The organism is Streptomyces albidoflavus (genome assembly GCF_000719955.1).
In the GTDB taxonomy this organism is placed as follows: Bacteria; Actinomycetota; Actinomycetes; order Streptomycetales; family Streptomycetaceae; genus Streptomyces; species Streptomyces albidoflavus.
The window spans coordinates 314,008-335,495 of the sequence record NZ_JOII01000006.1 but is presented as its reverse complement, the minus strand read 5'-3'; the positions used below and the strand labels follow the sequence as shown (position 1 = coordinate 335,495).

13 protein-coding genes and 1 riboswitch are annotated in these 21,488 nt (G+C 74.9%); of the genes, 8 read left to right on the top strand and 5 right to left on the bottom strand.

Annotated features, from left to right (window positions below):
- Nucleotides 1-29 precede the first annotated feature (29 nt).
- Genes IF45_RS0109305 through cobG form a run of 3 tightly spaced genes read right to left on the bottom strand, consistent with a single transcriptional unit; the run spans nt 30 to nt 3,548 of the window.
- The gene (locus IF45_RS0109305) at nt 30-1,595 is read right to left on the bottom strand and encodes a precorrin-2 C(20)-methyltransferase (protein ID WP_030306754.1); all 1,566 of its coding nucleotides are present in this window, start codon (nt 1,593-1,595) and stop codon (nt 30-32) included.
- Entirely contained in the window at nt 1,592-2,218 is a 627-nt protein-coding gene (locus IF45_RS0109300; RefSeq protein WP_030306751.1) for a precorrin-8X methylmutase, read from the bottom strand. Before IF45_RS0109300 ends, IF45_RS0109305 begins: the two co-directional genes overlap by 4 nt.
- Nucleotides 2,211-3,548, bottom strand: coding sequence for a precorrin-3B synthase (cobG, locus tag IF45_RS0109295; protein WP_030306749.1), 1,338 nt, complete (start codon nt 3,546-3,548; stop codon nt 2,211-2,213). Before cobG ends, IF45_RS0109300 begins: the two co-directional genes overlap by 8 nt.
- Before the next feature lie 415 nt (nt 3,549-3,963).
- Nucleotides 3,964-4,041: riboswitch (cobalamin riboswitch) on the top strand.
- A 54-nt stretch (nt 4,042-4,095) separates the two neighbouring features.
- On the opposite strand from cobG, the gene cobN reads away from it, so the two are divergent.
- The 5 genes from cobN (at nt 4,096) to IF45_RS0109270 (ending at nt 14,480) form a co-directional block, all read left to right on the top strand.
- Nucleotides 4,096-7,704, top strand: coding sequence for a cobaltochelatase subunit CobN (gene cobN, locus IF45_RS0109290; protein ID WP_030306747.1), 3,609 nt, complete (start codon nt 4,096-4,098; stop codon nt 7,702-7,704).
- A 160-nt stretch (nt 7,705-7,864) separates the two neighbouring features.
- Nucleotides 7,865-9,709 (top strand): methylmalonyl-CoA mutase family protein, encoded by a 1,845-nt coding sequence (locus IF45_RS0109285; protein ID WP_030306745.1) that lies wholly within the window; start codon nt 7,865-7,867, stop codon nt 9,707-9,709.
- On the top strand, nt 9,709-11,919 hold the full coding sequence (gene scpA, locus IF45_RS0109280; RefSeq protein ID WP_030306743.1) for a methylmalonyl-CoA mutase: 2,211 nt from the start codon (nt 9,709-9,711) through the stop codon (nt 11,917-11,919). Before IF45_RS0109285 ends, scpA begins: the two co-directional genes overlap by 1 nt.
- Nucleotides 11,920-11,930: 11 nt before the next feature.
- The gene (gene meaB / locus IF45_RS0109275) at nt 11,931-12,941 is read left to right on the top strand and encodes a methylmalonyl Co-A mutase-associated GTPase MeaB (RefSeq protein WP_003947712.1); all 1,011 of its coding nucleotides are present in this window, start codon (nt 11,931-11,933) and stop codon (nt 12,939-12,941) included.
- Between the two features lie 162 nt (nt 12,942-13,103).
- Complete coding sequence (locus tag IF45_RS0109270) at nt 13,104-14,480, top strand: NAD-dependent succinate-semialdehyde dehydrogenase (protein ID WP_003947713.1); 1,377 nt, start codon at nt 13,104-13,106, stop codon at nt 14,478-14,480.
- 68 nt (nt 14,481-14,548) lie between these two features.
- Here IF45_RS0109270 and IF45_RS0109265 read toward each other — a convergent pair whose 3' ends face one another.
- Complete coding sequence (locus IF45_RS0109265; protein WP_030306740.1) at nt 14,549-14,860, bottom strand: hypothetical protein; 312 nt, start codon at nt 14,858-14,860, stop codon at nt 14,549-14,551.
- A 181-nt stretch (nt 14,861-15,041) separates the two neighbouring features.
- Between IF45_RS0109265 and IF45_RS0109260 the strand changes: the two genes are divergently transcribed.
- Nucleotides 15,042-15,416, top strand: coding sequence for an arsenate reductase family protein (locus IF45_RS0109260; protein WP_003947715.1), 375 nt, complete (start codon nt 15,042-15,044; stop codon nt 15,414-15,416).
- A gap of 16 nt (nt 15,417-15,432) precedes the next feature.
- Here IF45_RS0109260 and IF45_RS0109255 read toward each other — a convergent pair whose 3' ends face one another.
- Entirely contained in the window at nt 15,433-16,350 is a 918-nt protein-coding gene (locus IF45_RS0109255; RefSeq protein WP_030306737.1) for a Gfo/Idh/MocA family protein, read from the bottom strand.
- A 97-nt stretch (nt 16,351-16,447) separates the two neighbouring features.
- Between IF45_RS0109255 and IF45_RS0109250 the strand changes: the two genes are divergently transcribed.
- Both IF45_RS0109250 and glnII read left to right on the top strand, forming a co-directional pair.
- Nucleotides 16,448-19,987, top strand: coding sequence for an NB-ARC domain-containing protein (locus tag IF45_RS0109250; protein ID WP_030306734.1), 3,540 nt, complete (start codon nt 16,448-16,450; stop codon nt 19,985-19,987).
- A 116-nt stretch (nt 19,988-20,103) separates the two neighbouring features.
- Entirely contained in the window at nt 20,104-21,123 is a 1,020-nt protein-coding gene (glnII, locus tag IF45_RS0109245) for a glutamine synthetase (RefSeq protein ID WP_008409218.1), read from the top strand.
- The last annotated feature ends 365 nt before the right edge of the window (nt 21,124-21,488 follow it).

Below are 21,488 nucleotides of genomic sequence, written 5' to 3'. Positions count from 1 at the left end.
TGCGGGGGTGTTCGCCGAGGTTGCGGCTCTCAGGCGCCGGTGGTCGGCTCCGGGTAGCGGCGTGGAGTCCAGACCGTCTCGGGGGCGTCCGGGGTGCGGCGGACCGCGCGGGTCTGGGAGGAGCCGATGATCAGCAGGGTCCGCATGTCGACCTCGGCCGGGTCCAGGTCGGCGAGGCGGACGGTGCGGACGCGTTCGCGGGGGCCGCCGACGTCGCGGGCGAGGACCACGGGGGTGTCGGGGCTCCGGTGCTCCAGGAGCAGGTCGCGGGCCTTGCCGACCTGCCAGGTGCGGCTGCGGGAGCCCGGGTTGTACAGGGCGAGGGCGAGGTCGGCGCGGGCGGCGGCGGCGAGCCGTTCGGCGATGACCTCCCAGGGCTTGAGCCGGTCGGAGAGGGAGATCACCGCGTAGTCGTGGCCGAGCGGCGCCCCGGCGCGGGCGGCGGCGGCGTTGGCGGCGGTGACCCCCGGCAGCACACGGACCGGCACGTCCCGGTACGGGCCTTCGGCGGCGGCCTCCAGGACGGCGGTGGCCATGGCGAAGACCCCGGGGTCGCCGCCGGAGACGACGGCGACGCGGCGGCCCCGGCGGGCCAGGTCGAGGGCGAACTCGGCGCGTTCGGCCTCGACCTTGTTGTCGGAGCCGTGCCGGATCTGGCCGGGGCGGTGCGGCACCCGGTCGAGGTAGGTGGTGTAGCCGACGAGGTCCTGGGCGGCGGCGAGCGCGCCCCGCGTCTCGGGGGTGAGCCAGAGCGGGCCGGCCGGGCCGGTGCCGACCACGACGACCTCGCCGGCCGGTACCGCGGCGGCCTCCTCCTCGGCGGGCACGGCCGCCTGCCCGGTGGCGGGGGCGTCGACGGGGAGGGCGGCGACCCGGCTGGGGACCACCGCGACGGCGAAGTACGGCACCGACTCCGGGTCGGTGTCGGCGAGGTGCCCGGTGCGCTCGCCCTCCATGGTGGCGCGTTCCACGTAACGGGCCTCGGCCAGCCGTCCGCTCGCCTCCAGGGCGCCGCGTACGGCCGGGAAGGTGCGGCCGAGCTTCATCACCACGGCCGAGTCGGTGGCGGCGAGGCGTGCGGTCAGCTCCTCCTCGGGCAGGGTGCCGGGGAGGATGGTCAGTACCTCCTCGCCCTCGACCAGGGGCGCGCCGAGCCGGGCGGAGGCGGCGCTGACCGAGGTGACACCGGGGATGACCTCGGTCGGGTAGCGGTGGGCCAGCCGCTTGTGCATGTGCATGTACGAGCCGTAGAAGAGCGGGTCGCCCTCGGAGATGACGGCGACGGTCCGGCCCGCGTCGAGGTGGACGGCGAGCCGTTCGGCGCAGGCCGCGTAGAAGTCGTCCATGGCGCCCTGGTAGCCGCCCGGGTGGTCGGTGGTGCCGGTGGTGACCGGGTAGACCAGGGCTTCCTCGATGTGGTCGGGGCGCAGGTGGGCGGCGGCGATCGAGCGGGCGATCGAGCGGCCGTGGCGGGCGCTGTGGTACGCGACGACGTCGGCGTCCGCGATGACCTGGACGGCGCGCAGGGTCATCAGGTTCGGGTCGCCTGGGCCGAGTCCGACGCCGTAGAGACGGCCGGGGGCGGGGGTGCTCATTCGGTTTCGCTCGCGATCGCGTTGAGGGCGGCGGCGGCCATGGCGCTGCCGCCGCGCCGGCCGCGCACGATCAGGTGGTCCAGGCCCGAGGAGTGGGCGGCCAGTGCGTCCTTGGACTCGGCGGCGCCGACGAAGCCGACCGGGACACCGATGACGGCGGCCGGGCGGGGCGCGCCCTCCTCGATCATCTCCAGGAGGCGGAAGAGGGCGGTGGGGGCGTTGCCGACGGCGACCACGGCGCCGTCCAGGCGGTCCCGCCAGAGTTCGAGGGCGGCGGCGCTGCGGGTGGTGCCCAGCCGCGCGGCCAGCTCCGGCACGGACGGGTCGGCGAGGGTGCAGATCACCTCGTTGTCGGCGGGGAGCCGCTTGCGGGTGACGCCGCTGGCGACCATGTTGGCGTCGCAGAGGATCGGCGCCCCGGCGCGCAGCGCCCGGCGGGCGCGGGCCACGACCTGCGGGGTGTGGCCGAGGTCGCGGGGCAGGTCGGTCATGCCGCAGGCGTGGATCATGCGGACGGCGACCTGGGCGACGTCCGGGGGCAGCCCGGTGAGGTCGGCCTCGGCACGGATCGTGGCAAAGGACTCGCGGTAGATGGCCGCGCCGTCCTTCTCGTACTCAAACACTCTGCTCTCGCTCTTTCCTGACGGCGCCGTGCCGCGTGGGCCGGGGGGTCGATGGGGTCCGGCGGGCGGCCGCGAGCGCCTCGGGCAGCCGGTGCGCCGGTACGTCCCGTCCGGCGGGCCGGGGCTCCGCCGCCGGGTCGGCCGGGCGGTGGGCCAGGTCGTAGCCGGTGCCGGTCGCCACGGCGTCCACCCAGGCCGTTCCCCGGGGATGGCCGCAGCGGCGCTCGCAACCGGACCAGTAGACAGGAAGCCCGCCCGGTGCCGCATCCAGGGCGGCGCGGGCGTCGGCCCGCACATCGGCCAGGGACTTGACACAGCCGGGCCTGCCGGTGCAGGCGCCGACGCCCTCCCAGGGCGAGCCCTCGCCGGTGACCAGGCCCGCCCGGGCCAGACCGGCGGCGGCCTCGGCGGCCCGGTCCGGGGTCAGGCCCGGGACGACGATCCCGCGCCAGGGCGTGGCCCGCAGCGTGCCCGCGCCGTGGCGGGCGGCCAGCTCCGCCAACTCCCGCCAGTGGTACGCGGTGAGGCGGCCCAGCGGGGCCAGCGCGTGCAGCGCCGACCGGCCCGCGCGGGGCGGGGTCGGCCCCGGACGCGGGCCGCCGTACGGGGCCGGGGGCTCGGGGGCCGGGGCGGTACGGCTGCCGCGGACGCGGGCCGCCAGTTCGGTGAGGGTGGCGGTGGACAGGGCCTGTCCGGGCGGGAGTTCGGCGACGCGCCAGGCGCGGGTGCCGCTCGCGCGGGCGGCGGCCAGGAAGAGCAGGGCGGCGGCGTGCGCGGCGGCCGGGGCCTGGTCGGGCAGGAGGCGGAGGCTGCCCGGGACGCCCGGCAGGGTCAGGGCCAGGTCGCCGTCGGGCGTTGCGAGCATTGTCACATCGGCGTCGAGGGCGGCGGTGTCGCCGCGGCCGTCGTCGAGGGCGAAGAGGAAGCGGCCCGAGAGGGCCGTGGTGGCCGGGTCCGCGAGGAGCGCCGCGTCCACGGCGGGGACCAGGGGGGTCACGTCCGCGTGGCCCTCGTCGTCCAGGCCCGACAGGGGGGACGCGACGAGGTTGCGTATCCGCTCGTGCGCGGGGGACGGGAGCAGGTCCGCCTCGGCGAGGCGGGCCGCCAGTTCCCGGTCCGCGTCGGCGGGGAGGGCGCGGAGCTGGACGTTGCCGCGTGAGGTCAGGTCGAGGTGGGCGTCGCCCAGGTCCTCGGCCGCCCTCGCCAGGGCCATGGCCTGGGGTGCCCGGAGCAGGCCGCCCGGGATGCGGACGCGGGCCAGGTGGCCGTCTGCGGCCTCGTGGAGGCGGAGCGCGCCGGGGCAGGCGTCGCCCCTGGCGGGAGTGGGCATGGCCGCGATGATACGAGGGGCGTCGCGGCCACTGGGCCGAGGGGCGGCCGTCTGCGCCGGCCGGGCTGAGTTCTGTGCGGTCCGGCTGCCCGCCGCCGGCCAAAGAGTGGCCTCAAGCGCCGGCCGGGCTATCTATAGCCCGGCCGGCGTTTGAGGCCACTTGAGCCCGGCCGGCGTTTGAGGCCACTTGAGCCCGGCCGGCGTTTGAGGCCAGCTCTGACCGGCGGGGGCTCCCCCGCGGCCCGGGAGCATCGGCCCAGGTGGAGGCAGGGGCGGCATACCCCGAACTGCCAGGCGGCCCTTACTATGCTCGCGGCGGGCCGTCCGGCCCGTCATCGCCAGAACGGCGCGCCCAGTGCGCCGAGGACTTGGCCCGGGCCGGTACCGGGCCGGGCCCTCGCCGCACTCGGCAGGGGAGGAAGCCCGGTGCGAATCCGGCGCGGTCCCGCCACTGTGAACCCCGCCCCGCAAGGGGCGGGCGAGCCAGGAACTCCCGCCGTTGTGTCCCACCCCGAGGCGCGGACCTCGGAGGAAGGCTTGACGCCGCATGATCCTGCTCCTGTCGACGTCCGACACCGACCTGTTGAGCGCCCGCAGCGCCGGCGGCCCGGTCCCGTACCGCTTCGCCAACCCCTCGCGGCTGCCGCTGGACGACCTGCCGGAGCTGCTGGACGGCGCCGACCTGGTCGTGGTGCGGCTGCTGGGCGGGGTGCGTGCCTGGCAGGAGGGGATCGACGCGCTGCTGGCGCAGGACCGTCCCGTGGTGGTCCTCACCGGTGAACAGGCCCCGGACGCCCAGCTGATGGAGGCGTCCACGGTCCCGATCGGGGTGGCGGCCGAGGCCCACGCGTACCTCGCCCACGGCGGCCCGGCCAACCTGGAGCAGCTGGCCCGTTTCCTCTCCGACACCGTGCTGCTCACCGGCCACGGCTTCGAGGCACCGGCGCCCGCCCCGTCCTGGGGCCCGCTGGAGCGCACCCCGGCCCCGGACGCCTCGGGCCCGCTGATCGCGGTGCTCTACTACCGCGCCCACCACATGAGCGGCAACACCGGTTTCGTCGACACGCTCTGCGGGGCGATCGAGGAGGCGGGCGGCCGCGCCCTGCCGCTGTACGTGGCCTCGCTGCGCTCCCCCGAGCCGGAGCTGCTGGCCGAACTGGGCCGCGCGGACGCGCTGGTGACCACGGTGCTGGCGGCGGGCGGCACCAAGCCGGCCGGGGCCTCGGCCGGGGGCGACGACGAGTCGTGGGACGCGGGGGCGCTGGCCGCGCTCGACGTGCCGATCCTCCAGGCGCTCTGCCTGACCAGCTCGCGCGCCGACTGGGAGGAGAACGACGAGGGACTCTCCCCGCTGGACGCGGCGAGCCAGATCGCCGTCCCGGAGTTCGACGGCCGCCTGATCACGGTGCCGTTCTCCTTCAAGGAGCTGGACGCGGACGGCCTGCCGGTCTACGTCGCCGACACCGAGCGCGCCGCCCGGGTGGCCGGCACCGCGGTGCGCCACGCCCGCCTGCGCCACCTCCCCAACGCCGAGAAGCGCCTGGCCCTGGTCCTCTCCGCGTACCCGACGAAGCACTCCCGGATCGGCAACGCGGTGGGGCTGGACACCCCGGCGAGCGCGGTGGCTCTGCTGCGGCGGCTGATCGCCGAGGGGTACGACTTCGGCGACGAGGCCATCCCCGGGCTGGAGTCGGGCGACGGCGACGAGCTGATCTACGCGCTGATCGAGGCGGGCGGCCACGACCAGGACTGGCTGACCGAGGAGCAGCTGGCCCGCAACCCGGTGCGTATCCCGGCGGCCGACTACCGCCGCTGGTACGGCACGCTCCCCGCCGAGCTGCGCGAGCAGGTCGAGGAGCACTGGGGGCCGCCGCCCGGCGAGATGTTCGTCGACCGCAGCCGCAACCCGGAGGGCGACATCGTCCTGGCGGCGCTGCGGTTCGGGCGGCTGCTGATCCTGATCCAGCCGCCGCGCGGCTTCGGCGAGAACCCGATCGCGATCTACCACGACCCGGACCTGCCGCCCTCCCACCACTACCTGGCCGCCTACCGCTGGATACAGGCGCGCGCCGAGGACGGCGGTTTCGGCGCCGACGCCATGGTGCACCTGGGCAAGCACGGCAACCTGGAGTGGCTGCCCGGCAAGAACGCGGGCCTCTCGGCGGCCTGCGGCCCCGACGCGGCCCTCGGTGACCTGCCGCTGGTCTACCCCTTCCTCGTCAACGACCCGGGCGAGGGCACCCAGGCCAAGCGCCGGGTGCACGCCACCCTCGTCGACCACCTGGTGCCGCCGATGGCCCGCGCGGAGAGCTACGGCGACATCGCGCGCCTGGAGCAGCTGCTCGACGAGTACGCGGCGATCTCCTCGATGGACCCCGCCAAGCTCCCGGCGATCCGGGCGCAGATCTGGACGCTGATCCAGGCCGCCAAGCTCGACCACGACCTGGGCCTGGAAGCCCGGCCGGACGACGACGGGTTCGACGACTTCCTGCTCCATGTCGACGGCTGGCTCTGCGAGGTGAAGGACGCGCAGATCCGCGACGGCCTGCACGTGCTGGGCTCGGCCCCGGCCGACGAGGCCCGGGTGAGCCTGGTCCTGGCGATCCTGCGGGCCCGCCAGATCTGGGGCGGCACCACGGCGCTGCCCGGGCTGCGCGAGGCGCTGGGCCTGGACGAGTCGGCCGCCACCCGCACCACCGCCGACGAGGCCGAGGAGCGGGCCCGGGCGCTGGTCCAGGCGATGGACGACGCGGGCTGGGACCCGCAGGCGGCGGCGCGGGTCGCCGAGGGCCACGGGCAGGCGGTCGCGGACATCCTGGCGTTCGCCGCCCGCGAGGTGGTGCCGCGCCTGGCCGCGACCACGGACGAGCTGGACCACGCGGTGCACGCGCTGAACGGCGGTTTCGTCCCGGCCGGCCCCTCGGGCTCGCCGCTGCGCGGCCTGGTCAACGTCCTGCCGACCGGCCGGAACTTCTACTCCGTCGACCCGAAGGCGGTGCCCAGCCGCCTCGCCTGGGAGACCGGGCAGGCACTCGCCGACTCGCTCCTGGAGCGGTACCGGGCCGACCACGGCGACTGGCCGGTCTCGGTGGGGCTCTCGCTCTGGGGCACCAGCGCGATGCGGACCTCCGGCGACGACGTGGCCGAGGCGCTGGCGCTGCTCGGGGTCCGCCCGGTCTGGGACGACGCCTCGCGGCGCGTCACCGGTCTGGAGGCGGTGCCGCTGGAGGAACTGGGCCGCCCGCGCGTCGACGTGACGCTCAGGATCTCCGGGTTCTTCCGGGACGCCTTCCCGCACACCATCGGGCTGCTGGACGACGCGGTGCGGCTGGTGGCCGGGCTGGACGAGCCGGACAAGGACAACCACGTGGCGGCGCACGCCCGCGCCGACCTCGCCGAGCACGGCGACGAACGCCGCGCCACCACCCGCATCTTCGGCTCCCGCCCGGGCACCTACGGCGCGGGCCTGCTCCAGCTCATCGACTCCCGCGACTGGCGCACCGACGCCGACCTCGCCGAGGTCTACACGGTGTGGGGCGGCTACGCGTACGGCCGGGAGCTGGAGGGGCGCGAGGCGCGGGCCGAGATGGAGAGCGCCTACCGGCGGATCGCGGTGGCGGCGAAGAACACCGACACGCGTGAGCACGACATCGCCGACTCGGACGACTACTTCCAGTACCACGGCGGCATGGTCGCGACGGTCCGCGCGCTCAAGGGCACCGCGCCCGAGGCGTACATCGGGGACTCGACACGCCCGGAGACGGTGCGGACCCGGACGCTGGTCGAGGAGACCTCGCGGGTCTTCCGGGCCCGGGTGGTCAACCCGAAGTGGATCGAGGCGATGCGCCGCCACGGCTACAAGGGCGCCTTCGAGCTGGCGGCCACCGTCGACTACCTCTTCGGCTACGACGCGACGACCGGCGTGGTCGCCGACTGGATGTACGACAAGCTCACCGAGACCTACGTCCTGGACCCGGAGAACCGGGCGTTCCTCCAGGAGGCCAACCCCTGGGCGCTGCACGGCATCGCCGAGCGGCTGCTGGAGGCCGAGTCGCGCGGGATGTGGGCCGAGCCGGACCCGGAGATCCTGGCCGCGCTGCGCCAGGCGTACCTGGAGACCGAGGGCGACCTGGAGAGCGGCCGGGACGAGGAGTGAGCGCGCGGGCGGCGGGGTTGCCTCTTCCCGGACGGGAACCCCGCCGCCCCCGCGGTGCGGATACGTCACTGCCTGTACCGGATCAGCAGCGTTGCGGAGAGGGCAAGGTCACAGGCGCGGGTACTGCTGCACGCCTGCCGCGCTGTCCTAGCATCTGAGCATGACGGTCCTGCCTGACGACGGGCTCTCTCTGGCCGCCGAGTTCCCTGATGCAACCCACGACGAGTGGCAGCGCCTGGTGTCGGGCGTACTGCGCAAAGCGGGCAAGGACATCAGCGGGACGGCGGCCGAGGACGAGCTGTCCACGACGTTCGACGACGGGCTCCACGCCCGCCCGCTCTACACGGCCGACGCCGTGCCCGACCGGGGCCTGCCCGGCTTCGCCCCCTTCGTGCGGGGCGCGCGGGCCGAGGGCAACACCCCGGGCGGCTGGGACGTACGCCAGCGGCACACCGGCAGCGACGCTCAGGCCCTGCGCGAAGCGGTCCTCGCCGACCTGGAGAACGGGGTCACCTCACTCTGGCTGCCGCTCGGCGAGGGCGGCCTGCCCGTCGCCGGGCTGGACCGCGCGCTGGAGGGCGTCTACCTCGACCTGGCACCCGTCGCCCTGGACGCGGGCGCCGAGACCGCCGAGGCGGCCGACGCCTGGCTGCGGATCGCCGAGGAGCGCGGGGTCGCCGCCGACGCCCTGCGCGGCACCTTCGGCGCCGACCCGCTCGGGTACGAGGCGCGCACCGGCACCGCCGGGGACACCGCCACCGCGGTCGCGCTGGCCCGCAAGGCTGTCGCCGGTCACCCGGGCATCCGGGCGCTGACCGTCGACGCGCTCCCCTTCCACGAGGCGGGCGGCTCGGCCGCGCAGGAGCTGGGTGCCTCGCTCGCCACCGGGCTCGCCTACGTCCGCGAGCTGACCGGCGCGGGGCTCACCCTGGCCGAGGCGTTCGGGCAGATCGAGTTCCGGTACGCCGCCGTCGCCGACCAGTTCCTCACCATCGCCAAGTTGCGCGCGGCCCGCCGGGTCTGGGCGCGGGTCGCGGAGGTGTGCGGGGTGCCGGAGGCGGGCGCGCAGCGCCAGCACGCGGTGACCTCGCCGGTGATGATGACCCGTCGGGACCCGTGGGTGAACATGCTGCGCACCACGGTCGCGGCGCTGGGCGCGGGGGTCGGCGGGGCCGACGCGGTGACGGTGCTCCCCTTCGACCAGGAGCTGGGCGTGCCCGACGCGTTCGCCCGGCGGATCGCGCGGAACACCTCCACCATCCTCATCGAGGAGTCGCACCTGGCCCGGGTCACCGACCCGGCGGGCGGCTCGTACTACGTGGAGTCCCTGACCGACCAGGTGGCCGAGGCGGCCTGGGCGTTCTTCCAGGAGATCGAGCGGGCCGGCGGCCAGGCGAAGGCGCTGCGCGCGGGCCTGGTCGGCGAGCGGCTGGCGGCGACCTGGGCGGAGCGCAGCGCGAAGCTGGCGCGCCGCAAGGAGCCGGTGACCGGGGTGAGCGAGTTCCCGAACCTCACCGAGAAGCTGCCCGAGCGCGCCCCGGCGCCCGCCGTGCCGGCCGGGGGCCTGCCCCGGGTGCGGCGTGACGAGGCGTTCGAGGCGCTGCGGGCCCGCTCGGACGCCCACCTGGCGGCGACCGGGTCGCGGCCGAAGGTGTTCCTGGCGGCGCTGGGTCCGGCCGCCGCGCACACCGCGCGGGTGACCTTCGCGGCCAACCTCTTCCAGGCGGGCGGCATCGAGCCGGTGCACGACCCGGTGACGGTCACCGCCGGGACGGTGGCGGAGGCGTTCACGGCGAGCGGCGCGGCCGTGGCCTGCGTCTGCTCCAGCGACGCGCTCTACGCCGAGGAGGCCGAACCGGTGGCCGCCGCACTGAGGGCGGCCGGTGCCGGGCAGGTACTCCTCGCGGGCAAGGGCGAGTTCGGCGGCGTCGACCGGCAGGTCTACGCCGGGTGTGCCGCCGTGGACCTGCTCGCCTCTCTTCTCGACCACATGGGGGTGGCGTGATGTCCCAGCCCGAGATCCCGGACTTCTCCACCGTCGGCCTCGCCTCCGGGGCGGGCGCGGCGGCCGGTGAGGAGCAGTGGCGCAGCGCGGTCAAGGAGGCGTCCGGCAGCGACGTCGCCGACCTGCGCTGGGAGACGCCGGAGGGCATCGGCGTGAAGCCGCTGTACACCGGCCGGGACGTGGAGGGGCTGGACTTCCTCGGCACGTACCCGGGGATCGCGCCGTACCTGCGCGGCCCGTACCCGACGATGTACGTGAACCAGCCGTGGACGATCCGGCAGTACGCCGGGTTCTCGACGGCCGAGGAGTCCAACGCCTTCTACCGGCGGAACCTGGCGGCGGGCCAGAAGGGCCTGTCGGTCGCCTTCGACCTGCCGACCCACCGCGGGTACGACTCCGACCATCCGCGGGTCACCGGCGACGTCGGCATGGCGGGGGTGGCGATCGACTCCATCTACGACATGCGCCAGCTGTTCGACGGGATTCCGCTGGACAGGATGTCGGTGTCGATGACGATGAACGGCGCGGTGCTGCCCGTGCTGGCGCTGTACATCGTGGCGGCCGAGGAGCAGGGGGTGGCGCCCGAGAAGCTGGCGGGGACCATCCAGAACGACATCCTCAAGGAGTTCATGGTCCGCAACACCTACATCTATCCGCCGTCGCCCTCGATGCGGATCATCTCCGACATCTTCGCGTACACCTCGCAGAAGATGCCGCGCTACAACTCGATCTCCATCTCCGGCTACCACATCCAGGAGGCCGGGGCCACGGCCGACCTGGAGCTGGCGTACACGCTGGCGGACGGCGTGGAGTACCTGCGGGCCGGGCAGAAGGCCGGGCTGGACGTGGACGCGTTCGCGCCCCGGCTGTCGTTCTTCTGGGCGATCGGCATGAACTTCTTCATGGAGGTCGCCAAGCTCCGCGCGGCCCGCCTGCTCTGGGCGAAGCTGGTGAAGCAGTTCGACCCGAAGAACGCCAAGTCGCTCTCGCTGCGCACCCATTCGCAGACCTCGGGCTGGTCGCTGACGGCCCAGGACGTCTTCAACAACGTGACCCGCACCTGCGTGGAGGCGATGGCCGCCACCCAGGGCCACACCCAGTCGCTGCACACCAACGCCCTGGACGAGGCGCTGGCGCTGCCCACCGACTTCTCGGCGCGGATCGCCCGCAACACCCAGCTGCTGCTCCAGCAGGAGTCGGGGACCACGCGGTCGATCGACCCGTGGGGCGGCAGCGCGTACGTCGAGAAGCTCACCTACGACCTGGCGCGGCGGGCCTGGCAGCACATCGAGGAGGTCGAGGCGGCCGGCGGCATGGCCCAGGCCATCGACGCGGGCATCCCGAAGCTGCGCGTCGAGGAGGCGGCGGCGCGTACCCAGGCGCGGATCGACTCGGGGCGCCAGCCGGTGATCGGCGTCAACAAGTACCGGGTGGACAGCGACGAGCAGATCGACGTGCTGAAGGTCGACAACTCCTCGGTCCGCACCCAGCAGATCGCCAAGTTGCGGCGGCTGCGCGAGGAGCGCGACGAGGCGGCCTGCCAGGACGCGCTGCGCGCGCTGACCGCCTCGGCGGAGCGCGGCTCCGGCCAGGGCCTGGAGGGCAACCTGCTGGCGCTGGCGGTCGACGCGGCCCGCGCCAAGGCGACGGTCGGCGAGATCTCCGACGCGCTGGAGAAGGTGTACGGCAGGCACGCCGGGCAGATCCGTACGATCTCCGGGGTGTACCGGAACGAGGCTGGGGAGTCGCCCTCGGTGGAGCGGACCCGCGCACTGGTGGAGAAGTTCGACGAGGAGGAGGGCCGCCGGCCCCGCATCCTCGTCGCCAAGATGGGCCAGGACGGCCACGACCGGGGGCAGAAGGTCATCGCGACGGCCTTCGCCGACCTCGGTTTCGACGTGGACGTCGGCCCGCTGTTCCAGACGCCGGAGGAGGTCGCCCGGCAGGCGGTGGAGGCCGACGTGCACGTGGTCGGCGTCTCCTCGCTGGCCGCCGGTCACCTCACCCTCGTCCCGGCGCTGCGTGAGCAGCTCGCCGCCGAGGGCCGGGACGACATCATGATCGTGGTCGGCGGCGTCATCCCGCCGCAGGACGTCGAGGCGCTGCACGAGGCGGGCGCCACGGCGGTCTTCCCGCCCGGCACGGTCATCCCGGACGCGGCGTACGACCTGGTCGAGCGGCTTGCCGCGTCGCTCGGCCACGAGCTGTGAGCCGCTGACGGATGGCGGCGACGATCGATCTCGACAGCTATGTGAAGGGCGTGCTCGACGGGCGGCGCGCGCAGATCGCCCGCGCCATCACCCTGGTGGAGTCGACCCGGCCCGCCCACCGGGTGGCGGCCCAGCGGTTGCTGACCGAGCTGCTGCCGCACTCCGGGCGGGCCCGCCGGATCGGCATCAGCGGGGTGCCCGGGGTCGGCAAGTCCACCTTCATCGACGCCTTCGGCACGCTGCTGACGGGGCTCGGGCACCGGGTGGCGGTGCTCGCCGTCGACCCGTCCTCGGGACGTACCGGCGGCTCCATCCTGGGCGACAAGACCCGGATGGAGCGGCTGGCGGTCGACCCGGCGGCCTTCGTGCGGCCCTCGCCCTCGGCGGGGACGCTCGGCGGGGTGGCGAAGGCGACCCGGGAGTCGATGGTGGTGATGGAGGCCGCCGGGTACGACGTGGTGCTGGTGGAGACGGTCGGCGTGGGCCAGTCGGAGACGGCGGTCGCGCAGATGGTCGACACCTTCCTGCTGCTGACCCTGGCCCGCACCGGTGACCAGCTCCAGGGCATCAAGAAGGGCGTGCTGGAGCTGGCCGACGTGATCGCGGTCAACAAGGCCGACGGCCCGCACGAGCGGGACGCCCGGTCGGCGGCGCGGGAACTGGCGGGGGCGCTGAGGCTGATGCACCCGGCGGACGCCGCGTGGACGCCGCCGGTGCTGCACTGCTCGGCGCGCGAGGGCTCCGGCCTGGAGACGGTCTGGGAGCGGCTGGAGCAGCACCGCACGCTGCTGGACTCCACCGGGCGGCTCGCCGCGAAACGCCGTGACCAGCAGGTCGAGTGGGTCTGGGCCATGGTGCACGACACACTCCTCGACCGTTTGCACGCCGATCCGCGGGTACGCGAGGTGGCACCGGAACTGGAGGCCCGGGTCCGGGCCGGGGAGCTGACGGCGACGCTGGCCGCGGAGTCGGTCCTCGCCGCGTTCGGGCGGAACGGCCCGGGGGCACACCCCGACGGGTGACGGCCTTCTTCGCCCGGCCGCCTTCGGGTGAGACGGTGGCGGAGTGACTTCCGCGCGGCCCGGTTCCCCGCCCCTGTGGCGGGGGCCGGGCCGCGTGCCGGACGACCGGGACCGGGCAGCACCGCCCGCGTACGCGCGGGCCGCCTCAGATTGGGAGACCGCATGACCACGTACAAGATCGTCAACCCCGCGACGGGCAAGACCGAGCGGGAGTTCCCCGAGGCCACCGACGCCGAGATCCAGGCAGCGGTGGACCGCGCCCACCAGGCGTTCGGCGGCTGGCGGGCCAGCGGCCAGGAGGACCGGGTGGCGCTGCTGAACCGGGTCGCGGAGCTGTACGCGGAGCGCAAGGACGAGCTGGCGGCGATCATCACCCGGGAGATGGGCAAGCCGGTCGCCCAGGCCCGCGGCGAGATCGACATCGTCGTCTCCATCTACCGCTACTACGCCGCCAACGGCCCCAAGTTCCTGGTGGACGAGGAGCTGGAGGTGGCCGGCGGCGGCAGCGCGGTGGTCCGCAAGGAGGGCATCGGCGCGCTGCTCGGGATCATGCCGTGGAACTTCCCCTACTACCAGGTGGCGCGGTTCGCGGCGCCCAACCTGATGCTCGGCAACACCATCCTGCTGAAGCACGCCCCGCAGTGTCCCGAGTCGGCGCTGGCGATGGAGCGGATCTTCGCGGAGGCGGGCGCGCCCGACGGCACCTACGTCAACCTCTTCGCCACCAACGAGCAGGTCTCCACCATCATCGCGGACCCGCGCGTCCAGGGCGTCTCGCTGACCGGCTCGGAGCGGGCCGGGTCGGCCGTCGCGGAGCAGGCGGGGCGGCACCTGAAGAAGGTGGTGCTGGAGCTGGGCGGCTCGGACCCGTTCCTGGTGCTCCAGCCGGAGGACCTGGACAAGACGGTCAAGTACGCGGTGACGGGCCGGTTCGGCAACGCCGGGCAGGCGTGCAACGCGGCCAAGCGCATCATCGTCCTGGACGAGCACTACGACGCCTTCGTCGACAAGTTCACCGCGGCGGTCGGCACGGTGGTGCCGGGTGACCCCTCGGACCCGTCGACCTTCATGGGCCCGCTCTCCTCGGCGGGCGCCGTCGAGACGCTCGCCGCGCAGATCGAGGACGCGGTCGCCAAGGGCGCCACGGTGCTGGCCGGAGGCCGCCGCATCGACCGGGAGGGCGCCTGGTACGAGCCGACCGTGCTGACCGGTGTGGAGCCGGGGATGCGCGCCTTCGAGGAGGAGCTGTTCGGCCCGGCCGCGGTCATCTACCGGGTCTCCTCGGAGGACGAGGCGGTGGAGCTGGCCAACAACACGCCCTACGGTCTCGGCGCGGCCATCCAGTGCGCCGACGAGGACCGGGCGCTGGAGATCGCCTCCCGGCTGGACACCGGCATGGTCTACATCAACCAGGCCGAGGGGAGCGCCGCCGAACTGCCCTTCGGCGGCGTGAAGCGCTCGGGCATCGGCCGGGAGCTGGGCAAGTACGGCATGGAGGAGTTCGTCAACAAGAAGCTGGTGCGCGTCAAGCGCCGCTGACGCGGGGCGGGCGTACGGCCGGGGCCCGGCGCGGGGAGTCTCCCGCGCCGGGCCCCGTCGCGTCCGCGTCAGCGCGGGTAGTGCATGAGCTGCCGGACCATCCGGCAGGTGGCGGTGGACGGCGGGTGGATGCCCAGGCGCACGGCGGCGGCCCGGATGGTGCGGTCGTGGACGAATCCCGGGCCGTGGGCGCCCGCGTCGAGCAGGGCGATGGCCAGGCGCATGGCCTTGAGGCGGCGGTTGTGCCGGACGTACCACTCGCGGGGCCGTCCGGCCGGCAGCCGGCGCTTGGCGAGCGGGGCGGACGGCTGCCGGCCGGGCGGGTCGGCGGGCGCGACGGTCGGCAGGGGTTCGGTTGCGTGGAGCACGGCCACGGGCATCCTCCTGTCGGTTCGGGAAACCCCCCGGCTTCCCTCGAACACTGGGTCAATTCTACTGCGGGGGACTGACAATCAGCCCTGGCCAGAACGGGTTCCACGGGCTTCGGCGGAGGTTGGCCGGATTCGAACAGACGGGGGGTGCGGGAGGTTTGGGAGGGGACGGCGCGGCTACCGTGAGGCCATGGAGATCTGGATCAACCCGGCCTGTTCGAAGTGCCGCAGCGCCCTGTCCCTGCTCGACGCCGAAGGGGCCTCGTACACCGTGCGCAGGTACCTGGAGGACGTGCCCACCGAGGCGGAGATCCGTGCCGTGCTGGACCGGCTCGGCCTGGAGCCCTGGGACATCACCCGGACCGGCGAGCCGGAGGCGAAGGAACTGGGCCTCGGCTCCTGGCCGCGCGAGGAGGCCGCCCGGGACCGCTGGGTCACCGCGCTCGCCGACCACCCTCGCCTCATCCAGCGGCCCCTGATCACCGCCGACGACGGCTCGGCCGTGGTGGGCCGCACCGAGGAGGCGGTCCGCGAGGCGCTGGGGCGGGGGCGGGACGCGGGCTGACCGGGTCCCGCCCCGCTCAGCCGAGCTGGGCCTGCGCCTCGGCGAGGATCTCGGTGAGGCGGGCGCCGAAGGCGGCGTCGCAGGGGTGCGGGCGGCCGGTGCGGGCCGCTTCCAGCAGGGCGTCGAGGGCCGCGCCGTAGGCGGTCACCGACTCGCCCCAGCGCGGGGGTTCGGCGGTGCCGTGCTCGCCGTACAGGGCGATCTCGACGCCGCCGGCGGCGGGCGGGGCGCCCAGGCCGAGGGTGGCGGTGGAGGAGGCGCCCGAGGCGTGGCGCAGGACGAGGTGGGCGGTGCCGTTCGGGCCGGTGGCGGCGGTGACGGCAGTGACGTCGCCGAGGACCGGGATCAGCACGGACAGGGCGTGCGGGCCCACGTCCCACAGGGCGCCCTTCTCCTTGCGCCAGGGCGAGGCGTACTCGTGGGTGGAGCCCGGCACGAAGAGCGGCGCGAGCCACTGGGCGCGGGCGGTGAACCAGCCGCCGCGCCCGGCCTGTTCGGCGATCCAGGCCGCGGTGGGCGGGGCGAACCGCAGCGTGCAGAAGACCACCGAGGCCACCCGCGCCGCCCCGGCCGCCGCCGCCACCTCGTGGGCCGCCGCGGGCGTGGTGGCCACCGGCTTGTCGAGGAGCAGGTGGCACCCGGCCTCGGCGGCCCGGACCGCGAGGGGCGCCTGCACGTCCGGCGGCAGCGCGATCGCCACCGCGTCGGCCTCGGCGAGGAGTTCCCCGAGCCCGTCCTCCCCGGTGTACGCGGGCACGTCGTACTCCCCCGCCAGCTCGGCCGCGGCCTCGGCGCGGCGGCCCCAGACGCCGGCGAGTTCGGCACCGGGGTGCGCGGCGATCGCGGGGGCGTGCGTGGACCGCGCCCAGGGGCCGGTGCCGAGCAGGGCGACCCTGGTCCTGGCGGGGGGCGTGGGGCTGTTGTCTGCGCTCATGGGGCCAGTGTGCCCGGCGGGGCGGTCCCGGGCCGTGCGTGTCCGGTTACGCTCGCCCCGACACGCGGGGCGGGCAACGTGGTTGGGGGGAACGGCGATGCGGGCGCGGGAGGTCGTCGGAGGAGCGGTCGCGGTGGTGCTGGCGGCGGCGATCCCGCTGGCCGCCTCGCTCGCCGGGAACGCCGCGACCGAGGCGGCACGCTGGCCCGGGGTGCTGGACGTGCTGCGGCGCCACCCGTGGGCCTCCCTCGCCGTCATGCTGGTGCTGACGGGGGCGCTGCTCGCCCTCGACCGGCGGCGCGAGGCGGCCTCCGTGCGCCCCGCTCCCCCGCCCAGCGTCGTCCCGCCGCCCCCGGCCTGGCTGGTCGACCGGGAGGAGACCGAACGGGCCGTCGAAGCCGTCCTCGCGGGGAACGCGGGCACGGTCGGGCTGACCACCGGGCTCCAGGGCGCGGGCGGCTTCGGGAAGACCACCCTGGCCAAGGCGGTCTGCGCGGACGAGCGGGTCCGGCGCCGCTTCCCCACCGTCGTCTTCGTCACGCTCGGCGGCGACCTGCGCGGCGGCCCGCGGATCGCCGCCAAGGCGGCCGAGGTGATCCGCCTGGTCACCGGCGAGGAAGCGCTGTTCCACGAGGACCCGGCGCTGGCCGGGGCGCAGCTCGGCCGCGCCCTGGACGGCCTGCGCGGACCGCTGCTGCTCGTCCTGGACGACGTGTGGAGCGAGGCCCAGCTCGCGCCCTTCCTGGTGGGCGGCCGGCACTGCGTCCGCCTGGTCACCACCCGCATCCCCGCCGCCCTCCCTGACGACGCCTCCCGGGTCCTCGTGGACCGGATGACCGACGACCAGGCCCGCGCCGTCCTCACCACCGGCCTCGACCTCACCGACGCCCAGGTGGCGGCCCTCCTCGGCGTCACCGGCGGCTGGCCGCTCCTGCTCCGCCTCGTCAACCGCCTCCTCGCCGCCGAGACCGCCACCGGCCTCACCACCGCCGACGCCTGGGCCCAGACCCTGGCCCTGCTGCGCGCGGCCGGGCCCGCCGGGGCCGACCTCGGCAGCGGGGCGCACCCGCTCGGCCTGGACGACCCGGCCGAGCGGGAGAAGGCGGTACGCGCCACGGTCGAGGCGTCGGTACGGCTGCTCTCCGAGTCGGCGGGCGAGCGCGAACGGCTGCTGGAGCTCGGCGTGTTCGCGGAGGACGAGGTGGTCCCGGTGGAGCTGGTCTGCGCCCTGTGGCGGGAGTCGGCCGGGTACGAGCCGGTCCGGTCGCGGGCGCTCTGCCGCCGCCTGCGGGACGTGGCCCTGGTGGGGCTGACCGACTCCGGGGGCCTGGTCCTCCACGACGTCATCCGCGACTACCTGCGGGCGGAGCTGGGGGCGGGGCGGCTGACGGCCGCCCACGGCCACCTGGTCGCGGGGGTCAGGCCCGCTCCCGCTCCGACGCCGTGGTGGGAACTGGGCGAGGGCTACCTGCACGACCATCTGGTGCGGCACCTGGTCGAGGCCGGGCTGACGGACGAGGCGGAGGCTCTCGTCGGCGACCTGCGCTGGGTGGAACTGCGGCTGCGGCAGCGGGACGCGAGCGCGCCGTTCAACGACGCGCGGCTGGTCCCCACCCCAGCGGCGGCGCGGCGGGCGAGCGAACTGTCGGCGGTGGGGCATCTGCTGGCGCCCGCGGACGGCTGGGCCGGGCGTGCGGCCGTGCTGTACAGCCGGCTGGGCGGGCAGCGGCACTGGGCGGAGCAGGCGGAGGAGCGGGCCGCTCTGCTCCCCGGCCCGGTCCTCGTCAACCAGGGCCCGCCGCCCGACCTGTCGGGCTCGTCGGTCGTCCGGGTGCTGCCCACCGAGGGCCCGGCCATGGGGGTCGGCCTCTCACCGGACGGCCGGACCGTCACGACCGTGGACGGCCTGTACGTCCGGCAGCGGGACGTGGACTCGGGAAGGGTGCTGTGGGAGCGGGAGTTCGTGCCGCTGTACACCCTCCAGGAGGAATCGGCCCAGATCGGCAGTAACTACGCCCTCAGCGCGGACGGGCGCTGGTTCGTCCACGTCCGCCGTGGCCGGGCCCTGGTGTGGGAGGTGGCGACGGAGAACGAGCGCGTGGCGCCGTGTCCCCCCGACGCCCTGGTCTCGGTGGCGGTCTCGCCGGACGGGGAATGGGTCGCCTGCTGCTTCGAGGACGAAGTGGCGGTGTGCCCCGTCGAGGGCGTCGGCGACCCGGACCGGGCACCCCGCCGGGCAGGACGGCCCGAGGGGTGGGTGCGCTGCCTGGCGGTCTCCTCGGGCGGAGCCGTCACCATGGTCCATGTCGGGAGCGACCTGGTGCTCCACGACTGGCGGGCGACGGGGGCGGACGGTACGCCGACGGTCCTCGGTGCGCGGGACGTGCGCCTCGCCGAGGCCGCCGGGAACTTCCTCGCCTACGCCGTCGGGGGCGAGGTCCGCCTCCGCGACCTGCTGACCGGGGCGGAAGACGACCGGCCCTGCGACCCCTCCGCGCACGGGCTCGCGGTCTCCCCGGACGGGACCGCCCTCTACGCCCGCCTGGCCTCCGCCGGCCACGGGTGGCGGGAGATCCGGGCGGACGACGCTCCCGCCGCCTTCCACAACGGCGAGGGGCAGACGGTGCGGGTCGCGGTCGACGGCGGCGGCCGCATGGCACGCACCGTGCGGAGCGGAGTGGTCGTCTCCGACCCCGGACGGGAGCCGGGCGAGGCGGCTCCCCGCGAGCTGACCCGGGTCCACGCGGTCGAACTGGCCGGCGGAACGGTTCTGGTGGTCTGGACGCCGTGGCGGTGCGACTGCTGGGTGCCCGGGGCCGGCGCCGCCGGGCGGGACCGGGACTTCGGGGTCGCCACCCCGATGGCCGTCGAGGACCTGCCGCTCCACTGGCAGCAGCCGGTCGCCCAGGTGGGGCTCGTCCGCCCCGGCGCGGCGGCGGCCCTGCCCCTCGTGGAGTTCGGTTCCCCCTTCGGCAGCGTCACCTGGACCGACGACGGCACCCTGTTCGCCCTGGCGTACGACGACGTCGTGGAGGTACGGGAGACGGCCACCGGTGACGTGGTCTTCGGCGGGCGGGCCGAGACGCTTCCGTCGGACGCGGCACTCCTGGCCGTGGCGCCGGACGGCTCCTGGGTCGCCTCGGTGCGGCGCCGCACCGTGTCGTCCGCCGAGAGGCACTTCGGCGACCTGGTGGTGGGCGTGCTGTACCGCGACGGCCGGACCCGCACCCTCAGGACACCGGCCAGGGAGACGCGCCCGAACGCCTACGAACGCGCCACCTGCACCGCCGCCCTCCCGGACGCGGACCGCCTCCTGGTGGGCTGGTCGGACACCCTCGTCCTGCACGACCTCACCACCGGCTCCGCCCTGGCGACGCGTCGCGTCCTCGACCCCGCCGACCTCGCCGTCTCCCCCGACGGCACCTGGTGCTGCATGGTCACCTCCGGCGGCCTGACCGAAATCCTCGCCCTCCCCGGCCTGACCCTCCTGGCCCGCCTCCGCACCCCGTCCGCCTTCACCGCCTGCTCCCTCACCCCCGCCCCCGACGGCTTCCTCGTCCACGCCGACTCCGACCGGGGCGTCCACACGTACCTCTTCCGTCCGGGCCCGTCGGCGCCCCACCGGCCGGAGGGCTGAGGCGGCCGGAGGGGCGGGCGCGGGTAACACGGGATTCACACTCGGGCAACGGACGTGACATCGGGCGTTGGCAAGCTGCCCGCTATACCCCGCAGCACCCGCAAAGGATGGCGTTCGTGACCTTCAAGGCTGAGTACATCTGGATCGACGGCACCGAGCCGACCGCCAAGCTGCGGTCCAAGACCAAGATCCTCGCGGACGGTGCCGAGCCGGGCATCTGGGGCTTCGACGGCTCCAGCACCAACCAGGCCGAGGGCCACGCCTCGGACCGCGTGCTGAAGCCGGTCTTCCAGTGCCCGGACCCGATCCGCGGCGGCGACGACATCCTCGTGCTCTGCGAGGTCTTCCACATCGACATGACCCCGCACGAGTCGAACACCCGCGCCCTGCTGCGCCCGGTCGCCGAGCAGTTCGCGGGCCAGGAGCCGGTCTTCGGCATCGAGCAGGAGTACACCTTCTTCGACGGGCAGCGCCCGCTCGGCTTCCCCGAGGGCGGCTTCCCGGCCGCGCAGGGCGGCTACTACTGCGGTGTCGGCGCCGACGAGATCTTCGGCCGCGAGATCGTCGAGAAGCACCTCGACCACTGCCTCGCCGCCGGTCTCGGCATCTCCGGCATCAACGCCGAGGTCATGCCCGGCCAGTGGGAGTTCCAGGTCGGCCCGCTCTCGCCGCTGGAGGTCTCCGACCAGATGTGGGTGGCCCGCTGGCTGCTCTACCGCACGGCCGAGGAGTTCGGCATCTCCGCGACCCTCGACCCGAAGCCGGTCAAGGGCGACTGGAACGGCGCCGGCGCCCACACCAACTTCTCCACCAAGGCGATGCGCGAGGGGTACGAGGCGATCATCACCGCCTGCGAGTCGCTCGGCGAGGGCTCGAAGCCGATGGACCACGTCAAGCACTACGGCGCGGGCATCGACGACCGCCTCACGGGCCTGCACGAGACCGCCCCGTGGAACGAGTACAGCTACGGCGTCTCCGACCGCGGCGCCTCGGTCCGCATCCCGTGGCAGGTCGAGCAGGACCGGAAGGGGTACATCGAGGACCGCCGCCCCAACGCCAACGTCGACCCGTACGTGGTGACCCGCCTCATCGTGGACACCTGCTGCACCGCGCTGGAGAAGGCCGGCCAGGTCTGAGCCGCGCCACGACCGCCCGCCCGGGGGCGTCCGCCGAACGGCGGGCGTCCCCGGCGGCGTTGGGCACCCTGGACGGTCGGCGTATCAAGGAGTGGACAAGGTGTCCAGGAAGGCTGCTGCGCGGAGCGGGCCCGTGCTTCAATGGCTCCATGGCCGGCTACCAGTACACCACCACGGGGCGATGCGACCTCGAACCGTTCTGGCCGTCCCGTCAGCACCACGACTTCGACCGGGTGTGTTGCCGCGCGTGACCGCGCAGGCCCTCTGAACACCGCTCACCCGGTCTTCGGCCCGCGCACGGACATCCCGTCAGGCCCCGGCCCGTCCTCCCGGACGGCTCCCGCCGCGACGGTCCCGATCTCCCC

Excerpts from the sequence above, each read along its gene's own strand:
- IF45_RS0109305 (WP_030306754.1), bottom strand. The coding sequence starts at position 1,595 with ATGAGCACCCCCGCCCCCGGCCGTCTCTACGGCGTCGGACTCGGCCCA.
- meaB (WP_003947712.1), top strand. The coding sequence starts at position 11,931 with ATGGCGGCGACGATCGATCTCGACAGCTATGTGAAGGGCGTGCTCGAC.
- cobN (WP_030306747.1), top strand. The coding sequence starts at position 4,096 with ATGATCCTGCTCCTGTCGACGTCCGACACCGACCTGTTGAGCGCCCGC.
- IF45_RS0109265 (WP_030306740.1), bottom strand. The coding sequence starts at position 14,860 with ATGCCCGTGGCCGTGCTCCACGCAACCGAACCCCTGCCGACCGTCGCG.
- IF45_RS0109270 (WP_003947713.1), top strand. The coding sequence starts at position 13,104 with ATGACCACGTACAAGATCGTCAACCCCGCGACGGGCAAGACCGAGCGG.
- scpA (WP_030306743.1), top strand. The coding sequence starts at position 9,709 with ATGTCCCAGCCCGAGATCCCGGACTTCTCCACCGTCGGCCTCGCCTCC.
- cobG (WP_030306749.1), bottom strand. The coding sequence starts at position 3,548 with ATGCCCACTCCCGCCAGGGGCGACGCCTGCCCCGGCGCGCTCCGCCTC.
- IF45_RS0109250 (WP_030306734.1), top strand. The coding sequence starts at position 16,448 with ATGCGGGCGCGGGAGGTCGTCGGAGGAGCGGTCGCGGTGGTGCTGGCG.
- IF45_RS0109285 (WP_030306745.1), top strand. The coding sequence starts at position 7,865 with ATGACGGTCCTGCCTGACGACGGGCTCTCTCTGGCCGCCGAGTTCCCT.
- IF45_RS0109255 (WP_030306737.1), bottom strand. The coding sequence starts at position 16,350 with ATGAGCGCAGACAACAGCCCCACGCCCCCCGCCAGGACCAGGGTCGCC.
- IF45_RS0109260 (WP_003947715.1), top strand. The coding sequence starts at position 15,042 with ATGGAGATCTGGATCAACCCGGCCTGTTCGAAGTGCCGCAGCGCCCTG.